The sequence below is a fragment of the Sedimentibacter sp. LTW-03 genome, from assembly GCF_052059825.1.
In the GTDB taxonomy this organism is placed as follows: Bacteria; Bacillota; Clostridia; order Tissierellales; family Sedimentibacteraceae; genus Sedimentibacter.
In genome coordinates this window covers 833,949-858,903 of sequence record NZ_CP197180.1, presented here as the reverse complement: position 1 = coordinate 858,903, position 24,955 = coordinate 833,949, and the positions used below count along the sequence as shown (strand labels likewise).

Sequence of the window (24,955 nt, the reverse complement as noted above, 5' to 3'; positions counted from 1 at the left end):
CATTTTTTAAAATTTAATTTTTATACCTATGACATGCAATTAATCTTCCATCATTTAATTTTATAAGTTCAGGCTCTTTTAACTTGCATACGTCACATGCATACTGACATCGCGTATGAAACCTGCATCCTGCCGGAGGATTAATCGAGCTTGGTATGTTTCCTTCGAGGGTCTTCATATCTTCAATGTTATCGGTATTAATATCCGGTATAGCTGCAAAAAGGGCTTCTGTGTATGGATGTTTAGGGCTATTAAATATTAAATCAGTTTTTCCATATTCTACAAGCTTACCTAGATACATAACTGCTATCTTATCTGACATATAACTCACAACACTTAAATCATGAGATATAACTATATAAGTTAAATTAAACTTTTCTTTCAAGTCATCAAGAAGACTTAGTATTTGCGCCTGTGATATAACATCTATTGAAGATGTTGGTTCATCAAGTACGACAAGCTTAGGCATCAGAGACAGCGCCCTCGCTATTGCAATACGCTGCCTTTGACCTCCGCTGAACTCATGTGGATACTTGTATGCTCCGTCTTTCGGCAAACCCACCATATCCAAAAGTTCACCAATTTTTTCTAATATCTCAACATTACTCAATTTTGTTTGTACACTTAACGGCTCTCCTATTATATCCTTAACGAGCATTCTTGGATTCAAAGACCAGAATGGATCCTGAAAAACTATCTGAATATTTTTTCGTGTTTCTCTCATTTCTCTTTTCCCAAGAGTATATATGTTTTTCCCGTCAAAAATTACTTCGCCTTCCGTAGGATGTGTCAAGTTCAATACCGTACTTACCAACGTTGATTTGCCGCATCCCGATTCTCCAACAAGCCCTAATACTTCCCCTTTTGCCATATTCAGCGAAACCCCGTCAACCGCTTTGACAAAAGTCGCCTTACTGCCTTTAACAGGAAAGTACTTTTTTAAATTCTTTATTTCTAATATTAATTCACTCATATACCCTCCTGAATTTTTTCCTGTGCAAAACAACATTTAACTTGATGAATTTCACTTATTTTTATGTTATTTTGGAACATCTTGCACTTATCTTTTCTTTTCAAACATTTATCGTAATAAATACATGCTGTTTCTAAATCTATTTTTTCATTAATCAAATCAGGTTTTTTCAAAATTATTTTGTCTTTTCTTGATTTAGGTATGGCATTTAACAAAGTAAATGTGTATGGATGCATCGGATTTCTCAGCACTTCTTTTGTATTTCCCTGCTCCACAATCATCCCTTTGTACAACACTGCTGCATTATCGCATGTAGATGAAATAAGTCCTGGATTATTTGCAATGAACAGCACAGTTACGTTTAATGTTTTTTGAAGCTTTTTAATTAGCTTCAGTATGCCTGCTTGTATTGTAACATCCAGATTTCTTGTAGGCTCATCTGCTATTATAAATTCAGCGCCGCAGCTTAAAGCCAGTGCAATAATAACTCGCTGCCTCTGTCCTCCGGAAAGCTCGTGAGGATATTTTTCCATAGCGCGCTCAGGGTCCGGCAAATCCACCATCCGAAGCATTTCTACAGCTTTTTCAGTTGCTTCTCTTTTTTTTAAGCCCTGATTTTTAATTATTACATTTATAACCTGATCCCCAACTGTATAGACAGGATTTAAAGTTGACATAGGATCTTGAAAAATCATAGATATTTTCTTTCCCCTAACTTCTCTTTCCATTTGCCTGTCAGTTTTTTTAAGCAGATCATCTCCGTCAAGCAATATTTGTCCGCTCACAATCTCTCCCGGAGGCATTTCCAGAAGTTTAAATATTGTTAACGCCAAAACGGTCTTGCCTGTCCCGCTTTCTCCTATTATTCCGTAGGCTTCACCTTTTTCTATTTGTATTTCATCAATATCCAATATTGTCCTTGTACCGTCATATCCTTTAAAATTTACTTTTAGATTTTTGATATGAAGATAAGGTTTATGGTTCTCTTCCATGGCTGCCTCCTAGTTCTTTCTCGTTCTTGGGTCCAATATTTCTCTGAGACCGTCACCAAGCAGGTTAAATATAAGCACTGTAAAAAATATTGCAAGTCCAGGGAATATACTGTACCACCAAGCGTTTAAAAAATAGTTTCTGCTTGTACTTACCATAAGTCCCCATTCAGGCACAGGCGCCTGAGCTCCAAGCCCTAAAAAACTTAAGGATGCAATTGTAAGTATTACTCCGCCTATGTCCATTGACGCCTGTACAATAATCGGAGCTATGCAGTTCGGAATAATATGCTTGATTACAATACTACCTGATGGAGCGCCCATTGCTTGTGCAGCCTTGACAAACTGCCTTTCTTTCAGAGACACAGCTTGTCCCCTTACAATACGCGTATACCACGGCCACCATGACAATGCGATTGCTAGTGTTGCATTGTTTAAGTTAGGTCCCAAAAATGCTGATATAACAATAGCCAAAAGCAGTGATGGAAAACCTAAAAATATATCCGTAAATCTCATTAAAAGTTCATCAATAAAACCTCCGAAATAACCTGCGATAGCTCCTATGGGAACTCCTATAAGTATGGCAATACCTACTGCAAATATTGATGTTTTCAATGATATGCTTGTACCAAGCAATACTCGTTTAAAAACATCTCTTCCCAGCTCATCCGTTCCGAACAAATGATTTGCAGACGGTGCCAGCAGACTTTCCTGCGGATTAGCATCCTGGTTTACATGTATATCCTTTGGAAGAACTATCGGAGCAATGATTCCTATTAGGCAAAGAACGACTACCGCATACATGGCAAACTTGGTTAGTGCGTTCTTCTTAAGCAGGTATATGTTCATTTTCAGCTGGTTTAATTTCGCTTTAATTATCCTTGTTATTGTATCGCTTTTCATAAATTCACTCCTATACTCTTATTCTCGGGTCTATTGCTATAATAATGTCAGCGAGAAGGTTCAACACTATATATGAACACGCAGAAAAAAGCGTAACTCCGATAATTGCAGGGAAGTCCATGGACATAACCGCCGTCGAAATATAATTTCCAATACCGGGCCAGTTAAATATAGCTTCTACCAGAAAAGTGTTAACCAAAGTATATCCCACTGACAAAGCAAGCACAGTTGCTGTAGTTCCGAGAGAATTTTTTAAAGCGTATTTCCACAAAATTAAATTTTCTTTCAACCCGTATGATCTCGCTGCCTTTATGTAATCTTCGCCAAGTATTTCAAGCAAAGCTGAACGTGTCATTCTTGCAACAAGACCTATGGGATATAAGGAAATAGTTATAGCAGGAAGAATTATATGTTTAAGAGCGTCAACATACAGCGTCATGTTTCCTGAAATTAATGTATCTAAAGTTAAAAGTCCCGTTATCTTGGGAATACTGTATAAGAGCTTCAATTTTGCATCTAATTGCCCGCCTAGGGGCAACAGTTCCAGCCATCTGTAAAAAATAAGCTGCAAAAATAAAGCAACCCAAAATGTTGGAAGAGATACAGCTCCAACAGAAAAGAACCTGCAGAAGTGATCCAACAGCTTATCCTTTTTCTTTGCAGAATATAATCCCAGCGGTATTCCGATAATTACGGCAAGTATTGTCGATATCAGCACAAGCTCAAGTGTCGGAGGAATATATGTCTTTAATTCGCTTAAAACTGATTGCTTTGTTCTTAAAGACATCCCTAAATTTCCATGCATCAGGTCAGTAATATAATTTTTATACTGCACCAGAAGAGGCTTATCTAAACCAAGCTCGACTGTTGCTGCATCAATTTGCTCTTGTGTTGCTCTGGGACCCACCCATTGAGCTGCAGGATTTGACGGCAAAACCCTTGTAAGAAAAAAAGTAATTGTAACTACTCCCGCCAAAACCAATATTCCCAATAGAACACGCTTAAATATATATTTACTCAACTTTTACCTCCGAGTCTCAGGGAAAGCAATACTGCTTTCCCTGTATTTTCTATTGTCAATAATTATTTTTCTCTGTAAAGATCATAGAAAAATACAACAAATGGATATGAAGGATTATCCTTATGACCTTTCAATGTCGAAGATTTAACCCATGCAACGTTCTTGTCATACATAAATATTGAAGGTACATCTTCCAGCAGTATTTTTTGAGCACCTACAAAATCTCTTTCTGCTTCTGCCATATTGACAGCTGATTTAGTCTGAGCCCCGTCTATTAATTCATCAAATTCCGGATTGCTGTAATATCCCAGATTGTACAAGGTGCTGTCTTCCGAATGATAAAGTGAATACAAATATGAATATGGTGTTGACAAATCATTCCACCAATACATTACAAATATATCCTGCTGATCAGACACATTGTTTCCCATTGCCATTTCCCACTGGCTTTCCCAAGGCATCGCTCTTATTTCTAATTCTATACCAATCTTGGATAATTCCGCTTTATATAATTCAGCCATTTTCTTTTCTGCTTCATCACCTGTCATGTAAGTCAAAAGCAGTTTTATCTGACCTTCCTTTATACCAGATTCTTCAAGCAATTGCTTTGCCATGTCTAAATCATGATTGAATTGGAAAAGTTCTTTTGAATGCCCCCACATCCCTTCAGGAACAGGGCCGTAGGACTGCGAAGCATATCCTCCCATTGCATAATTTACAACATCCTCATACGGGAATGCATATGAAAGTGCCTGCCTTACCTTAACATCGTTTAGAGGAGCTTTTTGTGTATTGAAAAATCCAATTAAATTTGTAAATGAAGGCACAACATCTATTACAACATTTTCGTTAGATTTTAATGCTTCAATATCTTCTGAAGGAAGCTCAATAGTTATATCTGCCTCTCCTGATTCAATCATCTGCCTTCTCGATGATGTTTCAGATACTTTTTTAATTATAACTTTTTCAAAGTGTTCTCCATCCCAGCCTTTCCAATAGTCTTCATTTTGTGTAAGGATAACCTCGTCACCCATTGTTTTGTCCTGGAGCTTGTACGGACCGGTTCCATTTGCATTTCCCTCTTCCAGCCAATTTTCCGGTTCATCTTCCAGTGAAGGCGACATCATAAACGATGCATAGGGGCAGCTGGTAATAACATCCATCGGAGCCGGGTGTGACAAAACAAAGTCTACAGTGTATTCATCAACAATTTTTATTTCTTTAACCGGATCCCATATAAAAGCAGCGCCCTGGCCTATTTTCTTTGTTCTTTCTATTGAGTATTTTACAGCTTCCGCATTGAATGGAGTTCCGTCATGGAATGTTACTCCTTCTCTAAGTTTAAATGTCCATACCATTCCATCCTCACTTTTACTGTAGTCTGTAGCCAGAACATTTTCATACTCTTTCGTTTCTGCATTAAATCTCAGCAACTGCTCATATACGTTGTTCAATACTACAATGCCATTTGAAAATTCAATGCTTGGGTCCCACGTTAAAATAGGAATTGAATTATATGCATAATACAATACGTCCATTTCATCGTTTTTGCCCTGTTGATTTGAAGTTCCATCTCCATTTGTACCGCATGCGGTAATTGTCGTTAGGAGCATAAGAATTGCTAAAATTATGGATAGTTTTTTTTTCATATTTCCTCCGTTTATAAATTATTTTTTATATACCTACAATCCATGTCAAAGCCAAAAAACCTAGGATTTAAAATACTAAGTCCTTTTTCGGTTTTCCATAAATTATGAGCTTCAAAGCCTAGCACCGCAACTTTATCGCCAATTTTGCAATTTGGATTTGTTATGGGGTATCCCGTTGAATTCTCTACCACGCAGATCAAGTCAGGACAAGTAATATACGGTGCATCATTTTTCCACGAAATCATGTTTTCATTTTTGTACCATATCCTAAATTTATCATTTTCAAAATTTTCGATTCCGTTTATGTCAACTGTACCTACCGTAAATCCGTCTACTATTTTCCACTGAGCGTCTGATACAACTCCTTCAAATAAAAAGTATCCTTCAGCAGCTGAAATAATTTCTTCAACAGGATCAAGCCCATTTTCCATAGCTTCTCTTTGAGCTTTTCCAACTTTTCCTGCATAGCTTAAGGCACTAGGTATTACTGATTCTTTAAGCAAATTCCCTTTTATAGGATGATCTGCCATACCAACAGAACCTTCGGAACCTACAGCCATAAATCTGGATAAAGCCTCTGCTCTTGCATCATCCCTTACTTTTGGAAATATCCCTATATCTCCGAACTGTGTGGCAACCGAAAATGGATATATGGGCTTACCCGTGACGAAGTAAGTGGAAAATTGAAGCTCCGGAACTGCTCGTCCGGCAGCATCGCAATCAACAATATATTTTCCCATTTCTGCAGCTGCCGCCATAGCCTGTCCCGTATTTCCTCCGCCGTATTCTATAGAAACTACGCCGTCGAATTCTACATTCATATATTTTTCCAGAGCATTAACAGCCAAGACCAATTCATTTGAAAGCTCTTTTTTTTCCTCATTGGGACTAACACTTCCACAAAAATATGGATTTATGTAATATTTTTCTTCACTTATTTCACAAAAATCCAGGAGCTTAAATTCGTATCCCTGACTAAATGCAGTCCTTACTGCCTCCAATCCCTCTTCCAAAGAACCGCCTCCACCAGTTCCAAGTATTGTGCACCCAACAAGTATGTCTTCAATGTCTTTTAAATTCAATACTTTCATGACAACCTCCTTTTATTCAACAAAATTAGTAGATTCGTATCAGCTTATGCATATAAATACATTTATGCATTTTTTATAATTATTAAACCGCTTTTAAAACCCTCCTATGAATTATCCTTTTAAATTAGATTTTTCAATATATAATCATAGGTTTCAACAATTAATATGTATTTAATAAAATACAACTGTGTTTCTAAAAAAAATAGTGTATTTTTACTTATGCGTATTTTATTATAAATATATTTGTTTTGTATTATATATTATATATTTTCAATTGTCTTTGTAATTTTTATAAAAATATGCTAATTTTTTTGTAGTATTTTAAAAACTCTGGAATTTCTAGTTTGTTTATAGTAAAATAGTTAGATAAATCGGAGGAAATACAATGTCAGTTACCATACATAATTTACTATCAATAGATTTGTTTAAAGATGCAAAAATTGCTGCCGGAAGCAGTGGTTTAAATAATGAGATAGGAAGAATCAATTTTATAGACTGTCCCTTTCCTGATGACATCAGAAGCAGCGGACTGATAAATAAAGGAGATCTTTTTATTAACAGCTTTTATATTGCAGGAGACGACGAAGATATGCTGTTTGATTTTATAAATGCATACATTGACTGCAAATGCTCCGGAACGTTTATCATTACCGAATATATAAAAAAACTTCCTCAAAAAATAGAAGATCTTTGCAATATGCATAATTTCCCTGTTGTTTTTATTGATCCTGATATTCCATATGCGGAAATAATCAAAACAACAATGGAAATGATTCTTTCTGACAAATCAGAAACAATTTTTGAAATGAAAATAGAGAGGATTTTATCAAATAATGTAAGTAAAAAGACAATAATAGACACTGCCCATGAAATAATAAAAAATTTCAGAAGCAATTATGTTTCCTTATATGTAAGTCCGGACGATTTTTCTGGAGTAAAAAAACAGATGAGTGTTGCAACAATAAAAAATATAAATGCAATTGAACCTGTAACATATAAAAAAGGAATGTTTTTGATAATTAATCTTGATAAGTTGTCTTTACTACCGTCATATATCGAACAATCAGAATCAATATTAAAAAATTTTTTTAGCAGATATAATATAGGCATAAGCAACACATTCAACGAAGTCGAAAACTTTAATATATGTCTGAGACAGTCTCTTCTGTCTTATGAAATATCAAAAATATTAGAAGGAAATACTGTATATTACAAGGATATAAGCCTTTATAAAATATTATATCCTTTAAAAAATTCAGATGTTTTGATGGATTTTTATTCGGATGTTATAGAACCGCTGACAAAAGATGTCAGCAACGATAAAAATGAATTAATAAATACTATTGAGGCATATTTAAATTGCGACGGTGATTTTAAAAAAACAGCCGCTTTGATAAACCAGCATGAAAATACCGTGAGATACAGAATTTCAAAGGCAAAACGACTGCTTAACCTTGAGAATAACAATTTTAAATTTATTGAACAGGTTTCAATAGCTCTGAAAATAAAAAATATATTAAGATTGTAAAATAGCTTCTTAAATAAAAGTCGTAGAAGTGACAGGCTGTTTGAAAATTTGTTAAAAATGCAAAGTATTTCATGCATTAATAAATACACTGCAAAAATAGGTGGAAAAACGAATTTTTTCAACAGTCTGAAACTATAATACTAATCTAATGCGTTAAAGCAAAGAATGAACTTTGTTCCATTATTCTCTTCACTTTCTACTTCAATTGACCCAGAGTGCAGAGTTAATATATTTTTGACAATTGTTAGCCCAATACCTGAACCTTCTGTTTCGTGCCTGCTCTTATCACCTCTGTACAGACGCTCAAATATAAAAGGCAGATCTTCTGTCTTTATTCCTATTCCGTTATCTGCTACCTCAACAAATATTTTTTTACCTTTTGCATATACATTTATGGATATTTTTCCGTTTTTTTCTGAAAACTTTATCGCGTTATTTACTAAATTAATAAACACCTGCTTTAATCTGTCTGAATCCCCTAATATGAAATAATTTGTGTCTCTTTCCTTTATCAAGTCAATTGAAATATGTTTTTTTTCAGATTCCATGAGAAAATCATCATATAAGCTTTCTATAAGCCCAAAAAGTTCTATGGCATAAAAATTCAGCTTGAGACTTTCTGTTTCAAATTCTTTAAGTTTCTCTAAATTGTTTAAAAGTTTTCCAAAGCGTATAATTTCATCATTAAGTTTGTTCAGCCTCGCCTGTGTAACAGGAAAAACCCCGTCAATCATAGCTTCAAAATTATTTTGCATAACATTCAGGGGCGTCCTGATTTCATGATTTATATCTGATATAAGCCTTTTTCTTATCATATCCTGCTTATTAAGTTTATCAGCAAGAATATTGATGCTATTCCTTAGATCCCTTATTTCTTCTATGTCTGTCTGAATACTCGCTTTTTCTTCGAAGTGACCTTTTGAAAGGTTGACGGACATACCGGCAACTTCTTTTATAGGGTCTGAAAACTGTTTGGACAGGTATAAACTTGCTGCAGTTATAATAATTAAAGTTAATACACCACTTGCAATGATACTTTTATTGACTGATGTTTGAAAAAGAACATCCTCCTCTGTTATGAGGAGAGGTGCATACTGCCCTATCTCTACATATCCCACTATTTCATCGTTGTATTCAAGCCCAAATTTCTTTGTTGTATACACACCTTCATCCTGCACCTTCATATGCTTAAGATTTATTTCATTTTTTATGTCCATGGGATTCATTCCCCAAACCAAAGTATTTCTTTCATCATACAGTGTCAAAATATAGTTGCTCATGTAAGCCTCGTGCATAAGCTCTATTCCGGAATATTCACTCCATTTTCCGTCCTTTTTATATGCTTCCTCCAAATATGAAACTATCCTTTCATATCTTTTATTTTGCACATCGGCCATATATTCTTTAAATATACCTTTAATCGTTAAATTAATAAACAGCATTATGAGAACAATTGCTGCAAAAGAACACAAGAATAATATTATACTAATTTTTTTTCTTATTGTAGTCATCAGTATTCACCGCTAAATTTATATCCGACTTTTGTAACGGTAATTATATACTTAGGTTTTTTAGTATCTTCTTCAATTTTTTTTCGAAGATTTTTTATATGAACATCTATCGTCCTATCATATCCATTAAAATCCAACCCAAAAATTTTGCTAATTATCTGCTCCCTAGATAACACATTCCCCCTGTTAGCAGCTAAAAGATGCAATATATTGAATTCATTTGGAGTAAGCCAAATTTCCTTTCCATTGACACTGGCTATTCTTTTGCCATAATTTATTTTTAAATTTCCGTCATCATAAAAAGACTCACCGTTATTATCCTTATCAAGCCTCCTAAATAATGCATTTACTCTTGCAGTAAGCTCCCTTGGGCTGAACGGCTTTACCAAGTATTCGTCAGCTCCTATATTTAATCCATCTATTTTTTCCTCAATAGACCCTTTTGCAGTAAGCATGAATATATGAACATCAGATTTTTCCCTTATTATTTTACACACTTCTTCCCCACAAATGTCAGGAAGCATCAAATCCAGTATTATTAAACTGATATCATTTTTTCTTGCAAGCTCTATTCCTTCTAATCCTCTGGATTTCAAGAACACATGATATCCTTCTTTTTCCAAATACGCACAGATAACATCAGAAACTCTTTCGTCATCTTCTATCACTAATATATTTTTCATAACAGCTCTCCAAAAATGTTAGTTATAATATAAGTTGTTATGCTGTCATTGTCAATGCTTAATAATTATTTCACACTAGGCCTTGAAGATTCATAAAATATATAGAGTCTTACCGCACTCTCATCATCTTTGGTAATTAGCAATATGACATTTCAGCATTTTTTGCTTATTTTTACCTTTTATAAATATCTATAAATTTATTATAATTAAATTATCAATTTTTATATATTTTCTTCATAAAATCTTTATATTTGTACATTATAATATTAGTATAAGAGCAAAAAAATTAACTTCATGATTAAATATTGCAGAATTTTTTAACAGCTGTCAAGCAGGCAAAAACCTTAAGAACAGCCGTTGGGTTGCTGCTCTTTAAACAAAAATAATTGCAATCCAAAGAAATTAATTTATTAATCACTATTTAATCAAAAATCTCCTAATATAAGTTAAAATAAGACCATGGTTGTGCTGGATTATGGTCTTATTTTATTATGCAAATATCTTATGCATTTATTAAATAAAATCATTGCCTTTTTCCATGATAGTTGTTCGTAACAGGAGCTATTCCTTTCGCAGCTACACTTATAATCTACGTAATTTTTTCAAAAAATAATTCTGCTAAAATATTAAACACGGTACTGCTAAGCAGTGTAGAAAACAATTTTAATCTTAGGTATATAACAGCATTCCCTGCTTTACTTATATTTATTTTGACATTTTTCAAAAAAATGTAATATTTTTTATGTTTTTAAGTGCAATTGCCTTCATTGGAGTCTGCAGTTAAAAGTATGTAACAGCTCAACTGACAAACACAATAAAAAAATCTCACAATCATTACAATTATGAGACTTATTTTAATTTATACAAATTACTTCATACTTCATTCCATATTTATCAATATTTTACTTTTGTTTTTAAATTACAGCTTTTTAATATCAAAATTGTCTTCAAGCAATACCCAGTTTTGTCTAAATGGAAACCCGAGTCCCCAGTAGCTTATACCTTTTAATCCATATTCCTTTGCTGTATCAAATTTTGCCTGAGCGCTTCTTGCGTCCTCGAACCAAACTTCATGCGCATTTCCTTCATCGTCAGTATAACGAAAAAACGGCGATTGAGCCATATAATCATATTGTATCTGCGCATTATGAGCATATGCCCTATTCATTGCTTCCTCAACACTGATTGTTTCAGCCTCTTTACCGGGCAAAAAAGGCACTTCCCAATCTCGCGCGTAAATTTGGAATCCCATAAGTATTTTATCTTTTGGAATAACCGTTACAGCATAATCTAAGACCTTTTCAATTTCATTTATTGGAGATATGGCTCTGGGCTGACCGCCTCTCCATCCCCACTCATAAGTCATTAAAACTACAAAATCCGCCAATTTCCCGTGCTCCAAATAATCATGTGCTTCATATAAAAGACCTTTTTGATCAGCACTTGTTTTTGGTGCTAATGATGTTGAAACAAAAAAACCTTCATCGTGCAGTCTGTTAACTGTACTTTCAAGAAACTTATTATATGCTTCACGGTCTTCAGGTAAAACATACTCAAAATCAATGTTTAATCCTTGGTATCCCTTATCTTTCATGGTGTTAATAATATTTTCCTGAAGTGTGTTTACAATTTCAGGATTGTTAAGCACATTTTTTGCTACATTTCTACCTGCCACATTAACAGTAAAATTAACAATTGCCATAACCGGGACAATGCCATTAGCTATGGCCTCACCTATGGCAGCTTCATCATCTATCGGCACCAAACTTCCATCTTCTTTTACTAGATATGCAAATGGACTGAGATATGTAAGCATTTCGCCGACTTCACCTATAACAGGCACAGCCATATCCCCTAAAGTATAAGTAAATGCATTAACCTCAATTTCAGGCTTTTTCTTCTCCGGAATTGTCAATAACTGCCCTATGTATAAATTATTCGGATTCATAATTTCATTTTCCCACAAAAGATCTTGAACTGATATACCATGCCTTTGAGCTATCTTCCACGCGCTGTCCCCTGCTCTAACATTATATATATTTTCTTCTGTAGGTATTATGAGCGACTGCCCTACGAGGAGAACATCTGGATTAGGCAGAGCATTTGCCTCAATTATGGAATCAATATCAACATTGTAATGATCTGCTATCCTCCACAATACATCCCCTCTCTGCACAACATATATGACCATAGAAACCTCCCTATATCCCTAGTTATTAATAATATATTCAGTACCATGCTCATAATGATAGATTTCAAAATAAAACAGTAAAATAATGTACAATAAAAAAGCAGTCATAAAAAATATATATCTTTTATGACTGCCCCAATACTATTATACTATTTTGCTATATCACTTCTAAACTGCATTTTTTCAAATTTAATTTTTAATATATTTTCATAAACTATTTTTCTTGCATCATCAAGGGTTTTTCCCATAGCTGTTACCGCCATCACCCTGCCGCCGTCAGTAAAAACCTTTCCATCCTCAGCCCTTGTTCCGCCGTGGAAAATCACAATACTGTCATCCATATCATTCAAGCCCGTAATCTGCTTGCCTTTTTCATAGCTTTCCGGATATCCACCTGATGCAAGAACAACCGTTACACATTTGTCGCTACTCCATTGCAAATCCTGCTCAGTCAAATTTCCGTCGATGCATTTTAGCATAATTTCAACCAAGTCGGATTCTAATCTTGGGAGCACAACCTCTGTTTCCGGGTCTCCAAAGCGCGTATTGTATTCCAAAACCTTAGCTTTGCCTTCTTTAACCATAAGACCGATGAACAGCACTCCTTTGAAATCCAGTTTTTCCTGTTTAAGCCCTTCCATAGTTCTTTTAAGTATATTTTCTGATATATAACCTTTCAGCTCTTCGGTGTAAATTGTGTTTGGGGAAAAGCATCCCATCCCGCCTGTATTAAGGCCTTTGTCAAAATCATACGCCTTTTTATAGTCTCTTGCACTCTCCATAGGTATTATTGAATTTCCGTCCACAAAGCATAGCAGCGATGCCTCAGTTCCGTCAAGGAATTCTTCAATGACAACCGTATCACCGGCTTCACCGAACTGCTTGTCATTCATCATACTTTTAATAGACTCTTCGGCTTCTTCCTTAGTGCTGCAAATAACTACTCCCTTGCCTGCCGCCAATCCATCAGCCTTAACTACAATAGGAACTCTGAATTTTGAAAGCCCTTTTATTGCTGCTTCAGCATCAGTAAATACTTCGTATCCGGCAGTGGGAATATTATATTTTTTCATAAATTCCTTTGAATATGATTTGCTTGCCTCTAGTTTTGCTCCTTTTTTGCAGGGGCCGAACACTTTGATGTTCCTTTGCTCGAGCATGTCCGTAAGACCTTCACACAACGGCCCTTCCGGTCCTATAACAGTCAGATCAATCCCGTTTGAAACTGCAAATTCAGTAATTTTATCCAAATTATCAGCTTTTATATCAACACATCGGGCAATTTGAGAAATACCTGCGTTGCCCGGAGCACAGTAAATCTTTGTTGCTTTGCCGCTTTGTTTTAATTTCCAGCACAATGCATGTTCTCTTGCACCGCTTCCAACAACCAGTATATTCATAAGTCCTCCCTGCTTCGATTAATTAATTATTAAGTGTACATGATTAATGTTTAAAGTGTCTCATTCCCGTAAATACCATGGAAATATTATTTTCATTACAAGCCTTCACAGACAACTCGTCATTAACGGAACCACCTGGTTGAATTATTGCTGTAATGCCTGCTTTAGCAGCCTCTTCTACACAATCAGGGAATGGGAAAAACGCATCAGAAGCCATTGCTGCACCTTTTAGGCTGTCCTCACCTAAAAATTCAACTGCATGTTCTATCGCCTGTCTGCACGCCCATATACGATTAACCTGACCAGGTCCTATTCCGATGGACTGACCATTTTTCACAATTGTTATAGCGTTGGATTTTGTATGTTTTACAATTTTCCAAGCCATCATTAGATCCTTCATTTCATTTTCTGTGGGCTGTTTTTTTGTAATTGTTTTTAATTCTTCATTCTCTTGAATTAACTTAGAGTCAATTGTCTGAACAAGTATTCCTCCTGCAACCTTTTTAAGGTCATATGAGTTTTCATCCTGCTTCTGAAGGATATTTTCTATAAGAAGCACTCTTTTGTTTTTTTTGGATTTAAGTATTTCAAGAGCTTTTTGAGAATATGAAGGAGCTACAACTATTTCAATAAAAATCTTATTTATCTCTTCAGCAGTTTTTTCATCTACCTCTCTGTTAAATACCGTTATTCCTCCAAATATAGATGTTGGATCAGCTTTAAAAGCTTTCATATATGCGTCATATATGTTGTCAGCAATTCCAACCCCGCATGGATTTGCATGCTTGCACGCAACAACGGCAGGTTCTTCAAATTCCTTAAGCAATTCCAAAGCACCGTTTGTATCATTAATATTGTTGAATGAAAGTTCCTTGCCATGAAGCTGAACAGCTGATGATAAAAGTCCTTTGCCGCCAACTGCTTCTCTGTAGAAAGCAGCTTTTTGATGCGGATTTTCACCGTATCTCATTTCCTGAACCTTTTCATATGTCAGACTTATTGTTTCAGGAAGGCTATTATCATTTCTTTCTTTTTTAAGATATGATGCTATTAAAGTGTCATAATGTGCCGTGTGTTCAAACACCTTACCACAAAGGTAAAACTTTGTTTCTTCCGACACCTCTTTTTTTTCTTCCAAATCTTTTGCTACTTTTTCATAATCAGACGGGTCAACTATAACTGCAACATCCTGATAATTTTTTGCAGCGGCACGAAGCATTGTAGGACCGCCTATATCAATATTTTCAATTGCTTCTTGTCTTTCTACATTTTCTTTTTGTATTGTTTGTTTAAATGGATACAAATTAACTACAAGCAAATCTATGGTCTGTATTCCCAAATCTTGAAGCTGCTTCATATGCTCAGGGTTATTGCGGACCGCAAGAAGTCCGGCATGAATTTTAGGATGAAGTGTTTTAACTCTGCCGTCCAAACATTCAGGAAATCCCGTAACTTCTGAAATCCCTGTAACCTTTATTCCTGCTTTCTCAAGAGTTTTATGTGTCCCACCTGTGGAAATAATTTCAATACCCAGCTTATCAAGTCTTTTAGCAAATTCGGTAATTCCTGTTTTATCCGATACGCTTATTAAAGCTCTCATTTAGTTCAGCTCCTTTATTTTTACTTTCCTTTTTTGTACTTCTATTCTTCCATCACAGAAATATTTAACTGCTGTTGGAAGAAGCTTATGTTCAACTTTTAAGATTTTCTTCTGAAGCGTTTCTTTTGTGTCATCACCATCAACATACACTGCTTCTTGCAATATTATAGGACCTGTGTCCGCCTCCTCATCAACAAAATGCACCGTAGCACCACTTACTTTGACACCATAATCGATAGCTGCCTCATGAACTTTGATACCATAATACCCTTTTCCGCAAAATGAAGGTATGAGGGAAGGGTGTATATTTATAATTCTGTTTCTGTAGCTTTTTATAAATTTCTCTGACAGTATCTTCAAATAACCTGCAAGCACAACTAAAGACACGCCTCGTTTCTCTAGTTCTTCGATAATGGCATCATTATATTCTTCGGAGCTTCCGTAGTTTTTAGGATTTAAGTATACCGCATCTATCTTATATTTTTGCGCTCTCTTCAGACCATAGGCATCTTTTTTATTTGAAATTACTACGGAGATTTCTCCATTAATATTTCTGCTTTCCACATTATCTATCAAAGACTGCAAGTTTGTTCCCGAGCCTGATATAAGCACTCCTATTTTTAATGGCATATTTTAAGACCGCCTTCTCTTTTAACAGTCTTTCCTATTATGACAGGTTTTTCTCCTAATTTTTTAAGATATTCAAGTACCTTTGTCGATTCTTCCAACCCTGCCGCCAGAACCATTCCTATACCCATATTGAATGTAGAATACATTTCATCCACATCTATATTTCCGGATTTTTGAATGAGATTAAATATTGGAAGCACATTTATATCTTTTGTTTCTATGTCAGCCGTTATGCCTTCTGGAAACATTCTTGGAATATTTTCATAAAATCCACCGCCGGTTATGTTTGACATTCCCTTTATCTCAAATTTAGATATCAAATCAAGAATGAGCTCAGGATAAATTCTTGTTGGAACCATTAATGCTTCACCCAATGTGCAATCTAGTTCTTCTATATATTCAGATGTACTATAATTCTGATGGTCAAAAAAAACCTTTCTCACTAATGAGTATCCGTTTGAATGAATACCGCTTGATGGTATACCTATGAGTATATCTCCATCTACGATTTTTGAGCCATCAATTATTTTTTTCTTATCAACAATTCCTACACAAAAGCCTGCTATGTCGTATTCTCCTTCGCCGTAGAGTCCAGGCATCTCAGCAGTTTCCCCTCCTATGAGGGCTGCTCCTGCTTTTATGCACCCATTAGCAACTCCCTTGACTATGTCTGATGCCTTTTTAGGCTCAAGTTTACCAGTAGCAATGTAGTCAAGGAAAAACAAAGGCTTAGCTCCCTGACATATTATGTCATTAACACACATAGCAACAGCATCTTCTCCGATTGTATCATGAATATCTGTTTTAAATGCAACCATAAGCTTTGTTCCAACGCCGTCAGTCCCTGATACAAGCACCGGTTCTTCGTACTCATCTTTATCAACCGAAAACATTCCACCAAAACCGCCAATATCAGACATGACACCCTTTGTGTATGTTTTTTTTACATAATCCTTTATTAACTTTACAGTTTCGTATCCAGCCTTTATATCTACTCCTGAATCTTTGTATGTTAGTTTTTTGGACATATTTTCTCCTTTACATGTTCTGATTAGGTACTTCCATAGGATATTCTCCATTTAAGCATGCAAGACAGTAATTGTTGGTTGATTCCGTGGACTTCACCAAGCCTTCAATACTCAAGTAGTATACACTGTCTGCGCTAATAAATTCTTTTATTTCTTCAATGGTATAATTTGCTCCGATCAGTTTGTTTCGATCAGGCGTATTTATTCCAAAAAAGCAAGAATTAATTACAGGCGGGGACGCTATCCTTACGTGAACTTCTTTAGCGCCCGCTTTTTTGACCATGCTCACAATCTGCTTCATTGTTGTACCTCTTACAATGCTGTCATCAATCATAACCACTACTTTATCTTTTACAAGATCTTTCAATACGCTTAGCTTTGTTTTAACTCCCTGTTCTCTCAAAGACTGTTCAGGCTCAATAAATGTACGCTTAGCATACCTGTTTTTAATAAGCCCCAGGCCATATGGAATCCCAAGCTCAGTTGCATATCCTATGGCTGCAGGAGTTCCCGAATCAGGAACAGCAAACACCAAATCAGCTTCAACAGGTGCTTCCTCGGCAAGCAATTTACCTGCATTATATCTTGATTGATATACATTGACGCCGTCTAAAGTGCTATCTGGCCTTGCAAAATATACATGTTCAAATATACACAGCTTTTTTTGCGCATATTTATTGCTCTTTATACTTTCCACATTGTTATCTTTTATAACTACCATTTCACCGGGTTCAATATCTCTTACGAACTCTCCTCCCATTGCACTTATTGCGCAACTTTCAGACGCAAGGAGATATCCATCCGGTCTTTTTCCCAAGCACAAAGGTCTTAACCCAAAGTTATCTCTAACGCCTATCAGCTCATTTTCAGTCATAAAAACAAAGGCATATGCTCCTTTTACAATTTCGGTAACATTTTGAATTGATTTTACAATGTCACCCTTATTGTGTCGCGCCACCATGTTTGCAACGACTTCAGAGTCTGTAGATGTTTGAAATATTACCCCGTTATCCTCCAACATGCTTTTCAAAGAATCCGCATTTACAAGGTTTCCGTTATGAGCCAGTGCGATTGAACCTTCCTTATATCTTACAACCAAAGGTTGTGCATTCTGTATTTCACTTCCTCCAGAAGTTGAATACCTTACGTGCCCTACAGCAATATTACCTTCGTACTTGTTTATCACGTCTTTTGTGAGCACATCTGCCACAAGTCCCATGTCTTTGTGATATTCTATTTTGTTATCGGTGTGTATTGCAATACCGGCACTTTCCTGTCCCCTGTGTTGCAAAGCAAACAAGCCGTAGTAAATTAATTGTGCTGCTGCTTTTGTGTTTTCTGTATATACCCCAACAACTCCGCATTCTTCATGAAGCTTGTCATCATCTATAATTTTAATGCACATATTATCTCCTCAGATTAGCTTTGTTTGCTGCTTACTCTTGCAAGAACTTCCTGATATACTTCCTCAACTCCGCCCATATCTCTTCTAAATCTGTCTTTGTCAAGTTTTTTATTAGTTTCAGCGTCCCACAGTCTGCATGTATCAGGTGAAATTTCATCAGCAAGAATTACCTTATTATCGTAAAGTCCAAATTCAAGCTTGAAATCTATAAGCTTAATGTTAATTTCAAGGAAGAATTTTTTCAAAACATCATTTACCTTCAGGGCATATTTTTTTACTGTTTCCAACTGCTCGTCAGTTGCAAAACCCATTGCTTTTATATGATAGTCATTTATCATAGGGTCACCAAGCTCATCATTCTTATAAGAAAACTCAAGCACGGTTTCTTTCATTTCAATACCTTCATCAATTCCAAGTCTTTTAGAAAGTGATCCTGCAGCTACGTTTCTTACTATTACTTCCAACGGAAGAATTTTAACTGCTTTGACTAATGATTCTCTATCATTTAAAAGCTCAATTTGGTGAGTAGGAACTCCTTCTTTCTCCAAGAGCGCAAATAAAGCCGCTGACATCTTATTGTTAACAACACCTTTTCCAACTATTGTCCCCTTCTTTTCTCCGTTAAAAGCAGTTGCATCGTCCTTGTACTCAACAATGTATTTTTTTTCGTTATCTGTCTTATAGACCTTTTTTGCTTTACCTTCGTAGAGCATTTCAAGCTTATTCATTATATTCCTCCACTCAATTTATCATTTATTTTTTTGTTTTTATTATATACTTTTTCAGCCATCTGTTTTTTGTAATCATAGAACTTTTCTCTTAGAACTTCATATTTCACAGAAAGAATCTGTATCGCAAGCAAAGCTGCATTTTCTGCGCCATTTATTGCAACTGTTGCAACCGGAACTCCCGGCGGCATCTGTACTATTGAATAAAGCGCGTCCACACCATCAAGCTCTGATGATTTTATAGGAAGACCTATAACAGGCAGAACAGTGCAGCCTGCCAGTACTCCTGGAAGATGTGCTGCCTTACCTGCAGCACCTATTATAACTTCATATCCATTTTTTTCAGCATTTTTTGCAAAGCTGATAGCCTCGTCCGGAGTCCTGTGAGCTGAGATTACTCGTACGTCAACATCCACTCCGAAATTTTTTAGTATATTGTAACCTTTTTCTACTATAGGGAAATCTGAATCGCTTCCCATAATAATTGCTGCTTTCATTTTTCCTCCTGTTTTTTTATTTATAATAATTTACACCTGCTTCAAAGATTAACTGATCTTTAGAGCCAGGTATGTTTTTATAAAGGTCTTTATCCAGTCTTTCAGAATGAGCCATTTTCCCAAGCACTCTTCCATCAGGGCTTGTAATTCCTTCTACTGCTTCTACCGAACCATTTAAATTGTAAAATCCGTCATAGGTAGGATTGTCATTTTCGTCCACATACTGAGTGGCTATCTGACCGCTTTGCTTTAATTTCTTAATCCATTCCTCATTTGCAACGAATCTTCCTTCTCCGTGAGATACTGGAAGGTGGTGAATATCTCCGACATTGCACATGCTTAACCAAGGTGACAAATTGCTCACAACTTTTGTTTTTGCAAATGTAGATATATGACGCCTTATGCTATTGTAGGTAAGTGTAGGGTAATCATCTTCCATGTTTACAATCTCACCGAAGGGTACCAGCCCTAGCTTAATTAATGCCTGAAATCCGTTGCATATTCCTATAATCAATCCATCTCTATTTTTGAGCAAATCCATAACTGCATCTTTCAACAATTCATTTCTGAAAACAGCAGCAATAAATTTACCGGAACCTTCCGGCTCGTCTCCTGCAGAAAATCCTCCTGGGAATGCAATAATTTGAGATTTCCTTATAAGCCTGTTCATTTCTTCTATAGAATCTTTTACGTCCATCTTGTTTAAATTTTTAAATACAAATATTTCTGCGTCAGCGCCTGCCCTTTCAAAAGCCCTTTTCGTATCGTACTCGCAATTTGTTCCGGGGAACGCAGGTATAAATACCTTTGGTCTAGCAATGCTTGTTGACGATTTAATCTTTGCTCCTCCTGAAGTGAGGTAACTCTCTGCTGTACCGTCAGTATCTTTTTTTATCGGATAAATGCTGTTTAGAGGCTTAAGCCACTCATTTTTCACATCGTCTAATGCTATTGCCACTGAACTGTCTATCACTATTTTCTCTTCTTCTGTAGTTGTTCCTAATTGAATACATCCAGCTATTTCTGCATCATTTTCTATCTCAAGAATAATATCACCGTAGTCTGCAGTAAACCATTTATCTAAACTTATATTAAGGTTGTTGTCAGCTTTAAATCCAATATAGTTGCCTAATGTCATTTTACTTATAGCCGCAGCAATACCACCGTACCCAACCGTATGTGCACTGAGAATCTTTCCCGATTTAACAGCTTCGTACATGTTCGAATACTTCTCTTTTATATCTTTAAAATCAGGAATATTATTTCCAAGCCTGTTAATTTTAAGCAAGCTTACCCTGCTGCCAGCCTTTTTAATTTCCGGAGATATTACATTTTTGACATTTTCTGTTGCTACGGCAAAACTAATAAGTGTGGGAGGAACATTTAAATCTTTGAATGTTCCGGACATGCTGTCCTTCCCGCCTATTGCTGCAATTTCAAGCTCATGCTGTGCCTTGAAAGCACCAAGTAAAGCACACATCGGCTTTCCCCATTTTTCCGGATCTTTATTCAGTTTTTCAAAGTATTCTTGGAATGTCAGCCTAATATTTTTATAGTTTCCGCCCATTGCCGCAATTTTAGCAGCAGAATGTATAACCGCATACATAGCTCCGTGATACGGACTCTGTTTTGACAAATAAGGATCAAAACCGTATGCCATGAGAGAACATGTATTTGTTGTTCCGTTCAATACAGGTATTTTAGCAGCCATTCCCTCTGCCGGAGTCAGCTGTTTTTCTCCTCCGAAAGGCATTAACACAGTACCGGCTCCAACTGTAGAGTCAAATCTTTCAACCATGCCCTTTTGACTTGCCACATTTAAATCCCTCAAATTTTCAAACCATGCACTTTTTAATTCATCACATTTTACATTTATTTCTGAACATACATTTTCAGGTTCTTTTACTAAAGCATTAATTTTTTGCTTTACTCCGTTGGTGTCTAAAAATTCTCTGCTTATGTCTAAAATTATTTTCCCATTCCAACTCATTTTCAATCTTCTGTCATCTGTTACATCGGCCACATGAGTTGATTCTAAATTTTCTTCATGAGCATATCTGTTAAATTCTTCAATATCCTCTTTTCTTATAACTACAGCCATTCTTTCCTGTGATTCTGAAATGGCAAGTTCTGTTCCGTTAAGCCCTTCATATTTTTTGGGCACAAGATCAAGATTTATGTTAAGTCCTTCGGCTAATTCTCCTATAGCAACAGATACTCCTCCTGCACCAAAATCATTGCATTTTTTTATCATTTTGCTGACATTTGGATTTCTGAACAGTCTTTGAATTTTTCTCTCGGTTGGTGCATTTCCCTTTTGAACCTCACAGCCGCACAGCAAAATTGATTCTTCAGTGTGCTCCTTTGAAGCTCCTGTAGCTCCACCTAAACCATCTTTTCCTGTCCTTCCTCCTAATAGGATAATTGCATCGCCTTTTTCAGAATCTTCTCTTTTTACATTAATTCTTGGAGCTGCTGCTATTACAGCACCAACTTCCATTCTTTTTGCTACATAGTCAGGATGATATATTTCATTAACATAACCTGTAGCAAGCCCTATTTGGTTTCCATAAGAGCTGTAGCCTGAAGTTGCCTCTGTTGAAATCTTCCTTTGAGGAAGCTTGCCAGGTAGCGTATCTTCCCATTTTTGTCGTGGGTCAGAACTTCCTGAAACACGCATTGCCTGATACACATATGCACGGCCTGAAAGAGGATCTCTTATTGCTCCGCCCAGACATGTAGCAGCCCCTCCAAACGGTTCTATTTCCGTAGGGTGATTGTGCGTCTCGTTCTTAAACATCAAAAGCCATTCTTCATTCTTTCCGTCTACATCTACATTTATTATTATGCTGCACGCGTTTATTTCATCAGATATTTCCAAGTTATCCAGAAGACCACGTTTCCTTAACTCCTTAGCTCCTATTGTTGCCATATCCATCAAGGTAATATCCTTCTGCTTTTTATCATGCACAAATTTTCTTGTGTTTATATATTCTTCATAAGTGCTTTTTATTTCATCCGATATTTTTCCGTTTTCAAATTCTACTTTTTCAATTACTGTAGAAAATGTTGTATGTCTGCAGTGATCTGACCAGTACGTATCTATTACCTTAATTTCTGTAATAGTAGGATCTCTTTTCTCAGCGTCTCTGAAATATTCCTGGCAAAAAAACAAATCCTCGAAACTCATGGCAAGTCCTCTGTCAACACGGAATTCTTCCAATTGTTCCTTGGATTTTTTTATAAAATTCGTTATTATTTCTACTTCTTCCGAATCAGGATAAACTTCATCCAGAGTATCAGGCTTTTCTAATGAAGCCTCTCTCGAATCGACAGGATTAATACAATATTTTTTAATTTTGTCTAGATCTTCTTCCGACAATTCTCCTTCAAGAACAATAACCTTTGCATACTTTACTGTAGGTTTGTCCTTGCCTGTTACTATTTGGATACATTGTGCTGCGGAATCCGCCCTTTGGTCATATTGTCCGGGAAGATATTCAACAGCAAATACATTATGATTAATTTCTATTTCATCATATGTATTATCTTGATTAGGTTCTGAAAAAACTGTAGTTACTGCCCTTATAAAATCTTCCTGATCTATGTGAGATACATCATATCTGTTCAAAACACGAACATCATCCAAATTTGTAAGTTGCAGATTTTCAATAAAATTATCCTTCAAGTTAACAGCTTCTGTATTAAAGCCATGTTTTTTTTCCACATACACTCTTCTGACTTCAAAGTTCATAACAACCATCCTTAAATTTCGTTATTTGTAATTTCAACTCTATAATAGCAAATAGAAATATTAAAGTCAATACAAAATGATATGATTTTATAATTTAACATTTTTATATTCGTCTTATATCGAACTATAACACAATCAATTATAGTATAGTTCGTATATGTATCTGTTATAATTAATAATGAGTTTGCATCCTAAGAAATTATGTCATAAATTTAAATATAAAAAATGCCCTCTATAGGAGCAATATCACTATCGAGAGCATTTTTTAGTTGTATTGTATTTACTTTATTCGGTATATTCCTTCGCTTTTTCTTCGCCATTCAGAACTCTCAATGCTCCTAATGCCAGCGCCTCAAGTTCATTCTCCCCTGCAAGTATTTCTACCGGAGCAATAAAGCTTACTCTTTTCACTATCAAGTCTGTCAAAATCTTTGAATATGCTATTCCTCCTGTTAAAATTATCAGATCCACATTTCCTTCAGCTACGGTGGCTAGCTCTCCGATTCCTTTTGCAATTTGGTAGGCCATTGCTTCATAAACAAGCTTAGCTTTTTCATTGCCGTCGGCAATCATACCTTCAACTTCTCTGGCATCAATTGTGTTTAAATAAGCCTTTAATCCTCCGTTTCCTCTGAGCTTCCTCTGCATAGTTTTTTTATCATATTTGCCTGAATAACACAAATTAATAAGCTCTCTGCAAGGTACTCTACCTGCCCTTTCCGGAGAGAACGGGCCTTCATCATCGGATACCAAGTCCACTATTTTTCCACCCACATGGATGTTAATAGAAATTCCACCTCCCAAGTGAGCAACAATTATATTCATATCATCATATTTCTTGCCTCGTTCGCCGGCAGCCTTTATAGCCATGGCCCGTGTATTTAAAACATGACTGGTACTTGTTCTGGGAAGCTCCGGCATACCTGAAATCCTAGCTATATCTGTAAGTTCATCAGTAACAACACAATCATATATATATGATTCTACACCTGCCTCCTTTGCTATCTCATAAGCAATAGGAGCTGCGTAATTTGAAGCATGCTCCATGACAGGCCTATTTAAAACCCTGTCAATCATCAAATCATTAATTATATATGCTCCTGATTTTACAGGAGGAAGCATTCCCCCTCTTGCTACAACAGCCGATAATTTTTTGATATCAATACCTTTTTCTTTTAAAAATTCGATGACAAGTTGTTTTCTCATTTTTAACTGTTCTTCTACACTGTCGTATTTTTCAATGATTTCCAAGGGGTGTTCAAATTTTTTTGTGAAAATTTCATACTCATTTTCATATAAAGAAATTTTCGTTGAAGTGGATCCCGGATTTATTGCCAAAATTTTATAGCTCATATGTCTTCCTCGTATAATTTA

General features: G+C 35.8%; 19 protein-coding genes. 1 reads left to right on the top strand and 18 read right to left on the bottom strand.

The genetic code is table 11. The features are described 5' to 3' along the window. Positions 1-13: 13 nt before the first annotated feature. The 6 genes from ACS3UD_RS04345 to ACS3UD_RS04320 form a co-directional block, all read right to left on the bottom strand. Positions 14-973, bottom strand: a complete 960-nt coding sequence (locus tag ACS3UD_RS04345) for an ABC transporter ATP-binding protein (protein ID WP_308137647.1) — start codon at positions 971-973, stop codon at positions 14-16. After that, complete coding sequence (locus ACS3UD_RS04340; protein ID WP_308137648.1) at positions 970-1,965, bottom strand: ABC transporter ATP-binding protein; 996 nt, start codon at positions 1,963-1,965, stop codon at positions 970-972. The genes ACS3UD_RS04345 and ACS3UD_RS04340 overlap by 4 nt, the downstream gene beginning before the upstream one ends. Before the next feature lie 9 nt (positions 1,966-1,974). Next, the gene (locus tag ACS3UD_RS04335) at positions 1,975-2,865 is read right to left on the bottom strand and encodes an ABC transporter permease (protein WP_308137649.1); all 891 of its coding nucleotides are present in this window, start codon (positions 2,863-2,865) and stop codon (positions 1,975-1,977) included. 10 nt (positions 2,866-2,875) lie between these two features. Further along, positions 2,876-3,886: an ABC transporter permease gene (locus ACS3UD_RS04330; RefSeq protein ID WP_308137650.1), complete on the bottom strand. Its 1,011-nt coding sequence runs from the start codon at positions 3,884-3,886 to the stop codon at positions 2,876-2,878. Between the two features lie 62 nt (positions 3,887-3,948). Beyond that, on the bottom strand, positions 3,949-5,535 hold the full coding sequence (locus ACS3UD_RS04325) for an ABC transporter substrate-binding protein (protein ID WP_308137651.1): 1,587 nt from the start codon (positions 5,533-5,535) through the stop codon (positions 3,949-3,951). An 11-nt stretch (positions 5,536-5,546) separates the two neighbouring features. Beyond that, a complete protein-coding gene (locus tag ACS3UD_RS04320; RefSeq protein ID WP_308137652.1) occupies positions 5,547-6,626 on the bottom strand; it encodes a DUF917 domain-containing protein in 1,080 nt (359 codons plus the stop codon). 385 nt (positions 6,627-7,011) lie between these two features. On the opposite strand from ACS3UD_RS04320, the gene ACS3UD_RS04315 reads away from it, so the two are divergent. Further along, on the top strand, positions 7,012-8,154 hold the full coding sequence (locus ACS3UD_RS04315) for a PucR family transcriptional regulator (RefSeq protein ID WP_308137653.1): 1,143 nt from the start codon (positions 7,012-7,014) through the stop codon (positions 8,152-8,154). A 140-nt stretch (positions 8,155-8,294) separates the two neighbouring features. On the opposite strand, the gene ACS3UD_RS04310 is transcribed toward ACS3UD_RS04315, so the two are convergent. From ACS3UD_RS04310 to buk, 12 genes are all read right to left on the bottom strand, one after another. After that, positions 8,295-9,665 (bottom strand): sensor histidine kinase, encoded by a 1,371-nt coding sequence (locus ACS3UD_RS04310; protein WP_308137654.1) that lies wholly within the window; start codon positions 9,663-9,665, stop codon positions 8,295-8,297. Further along, entirely contained in the window at positions 9,665-10,348 is a 684-nt protein-coding gene (locus tag ACS3UD_RS04305) for a response regulator transcription factor (protein ID WP_308137655.1), read from the bottom strand. The genes ACS3UD_RS04310 and ACS3UD_RS04305 overlap by 1 nt, the downstream gene beginning before the upstream one ends. A 919-nt stretch (positions 10,349-11,267) precedes the next feature. Then, positions 11,268-12,539 carry a LysM peptidoglycan-binding domain-containing protein gene (locus tag ACS3UD_RS04300; RefSeq protein WP_308137656.1) on the bottom strand — a complete coding sequence of 424 codons (1,272 nt, stop codon included), beginning with the start codon at positions 12,537-12,539 and terminating at the stop codon, positions 11,268-11,270. Between the two features lie 149 nt (positions 12,540-12,688). After that, positions 12,689-13,939, bottom strand: a complete 1,251-nt coding sequence (gene purD / locus ACS3UD_RS04295) for a phosphoribosylamine--glycine ligase (RefSeq protein ID WP_308137657.1) — start codon at positions 13,937-13,939, stop codon at positions 12,689-12,691. A gap of 43 nt (positions 13,940-13,982) precedes the next feature. Beyond that, entirely contained in the window at positions 13,983-15,539 is a 1,557-nt protein-coding gene (purH, locus tag ACS3UD_RS04290) for a bifunctional phosphoribosylaminoimidazolecarboxamide formyltransferase/IMP cyclohydrolase (RefSeq protein WP_308137658.1), read from the bottom strand. Continuing rightward, complete coding sequence (purN, locus tag ACS3UD_RS04285) at positions 15,540-16,169, bottom strand: phosphoribosylglycinamide formyltransferase (RefSeq protein ID WP_308137659.1); 630 nt, start codon at positions 16,167-16,169, stop codon at positions 15,540-15,542. Continuing rightward, the gene (gene purM / locus ACS3UD_RS04280; RefSeq protein ID WP_308137660.1) at positions 16,160-17,197 is read right to left on the bottom strand and encodes a phosphoribosylformylglycinamidine cyclo-ligase; all 1,038 of its coding nucleotides are present in this window, start codon (positions 17,195-17,197) and stop codon (positions 16,160-16,162) included. Before purM ends, purN begins: the two co-directional genes overlap by 10 nt. Before the next feature lie 10 nt (positions 17,198-17,207). Continuing rightward, the gene (gene purF, locus ACS3UD_RS04275; protein WP_308137661.1) at positions 17,208-18,602 is read right to left on the bottom strand and encodes an amidophosphoribosyltransferase; all 1,395 of its coding nucleotides are present in this window, start codon (positions 18,600-18,602) and stop codon (positions 17,208-17,210) included. Positions 18,603-18,616: 14 nt separating this feature from the next. Further along, positions 18,617-19,330 carry a phosphoribosylaminoimidazolesuccinocarboxamide synthase gene (purC, locus tag ACS3UD_RS04270; RefSeq protein WP_308137662.1) on the bottom strand — a complete coding sequence of 238 codons (714 nt, stop codon included), beginning with the start codon at positions 19,328-19,330 and terminating at the stop codon, positions 18,617-18,619. Then, positions 19,330-19,827 (bottom strand): 5-(carboxyamino)imidazole ribonucleotide mutase, encoded by a 498-nt coding sequence (purE, locus tag ACS3UD_RS04265; RefSeq protein WP_308137663.1) that lies wholly within the window; start codon positions 19,825-19,827, stop codon positions 19,330-19,332. Before purE ends, purC begins: the two co-directional genes overlap by 1 nt. 16 nt (positions 19,828-19,843) lie before the next feature. Continuing rightward, on the bottom strand, positions 19,844-23,581 hold the full coding sequence (locus tag ACS3UD_RS04260; RefSeq protein ID WP_308137664.1) for a phosphoribosylformylglycinamidine synthase: 3,738 nt from the start codon (positions 23,579-23,581) through the stop codon (positions 19,844-19,846). Positions 23,582-23,866: 285 nt separating this feature from the next. Further along, positions 23,867-24,934, bottom strand: coding sequence for a butyrate kinase (gene buk, locus ACS3UD_RS04255; RefSeq protein WP_308137665.1), 1,068 nt, complete (start codon positions 24,932-24,934; stop codon positions 23,867-23,869). Positions 24,935-24,955: the final 21 nt, after the last annotated feature.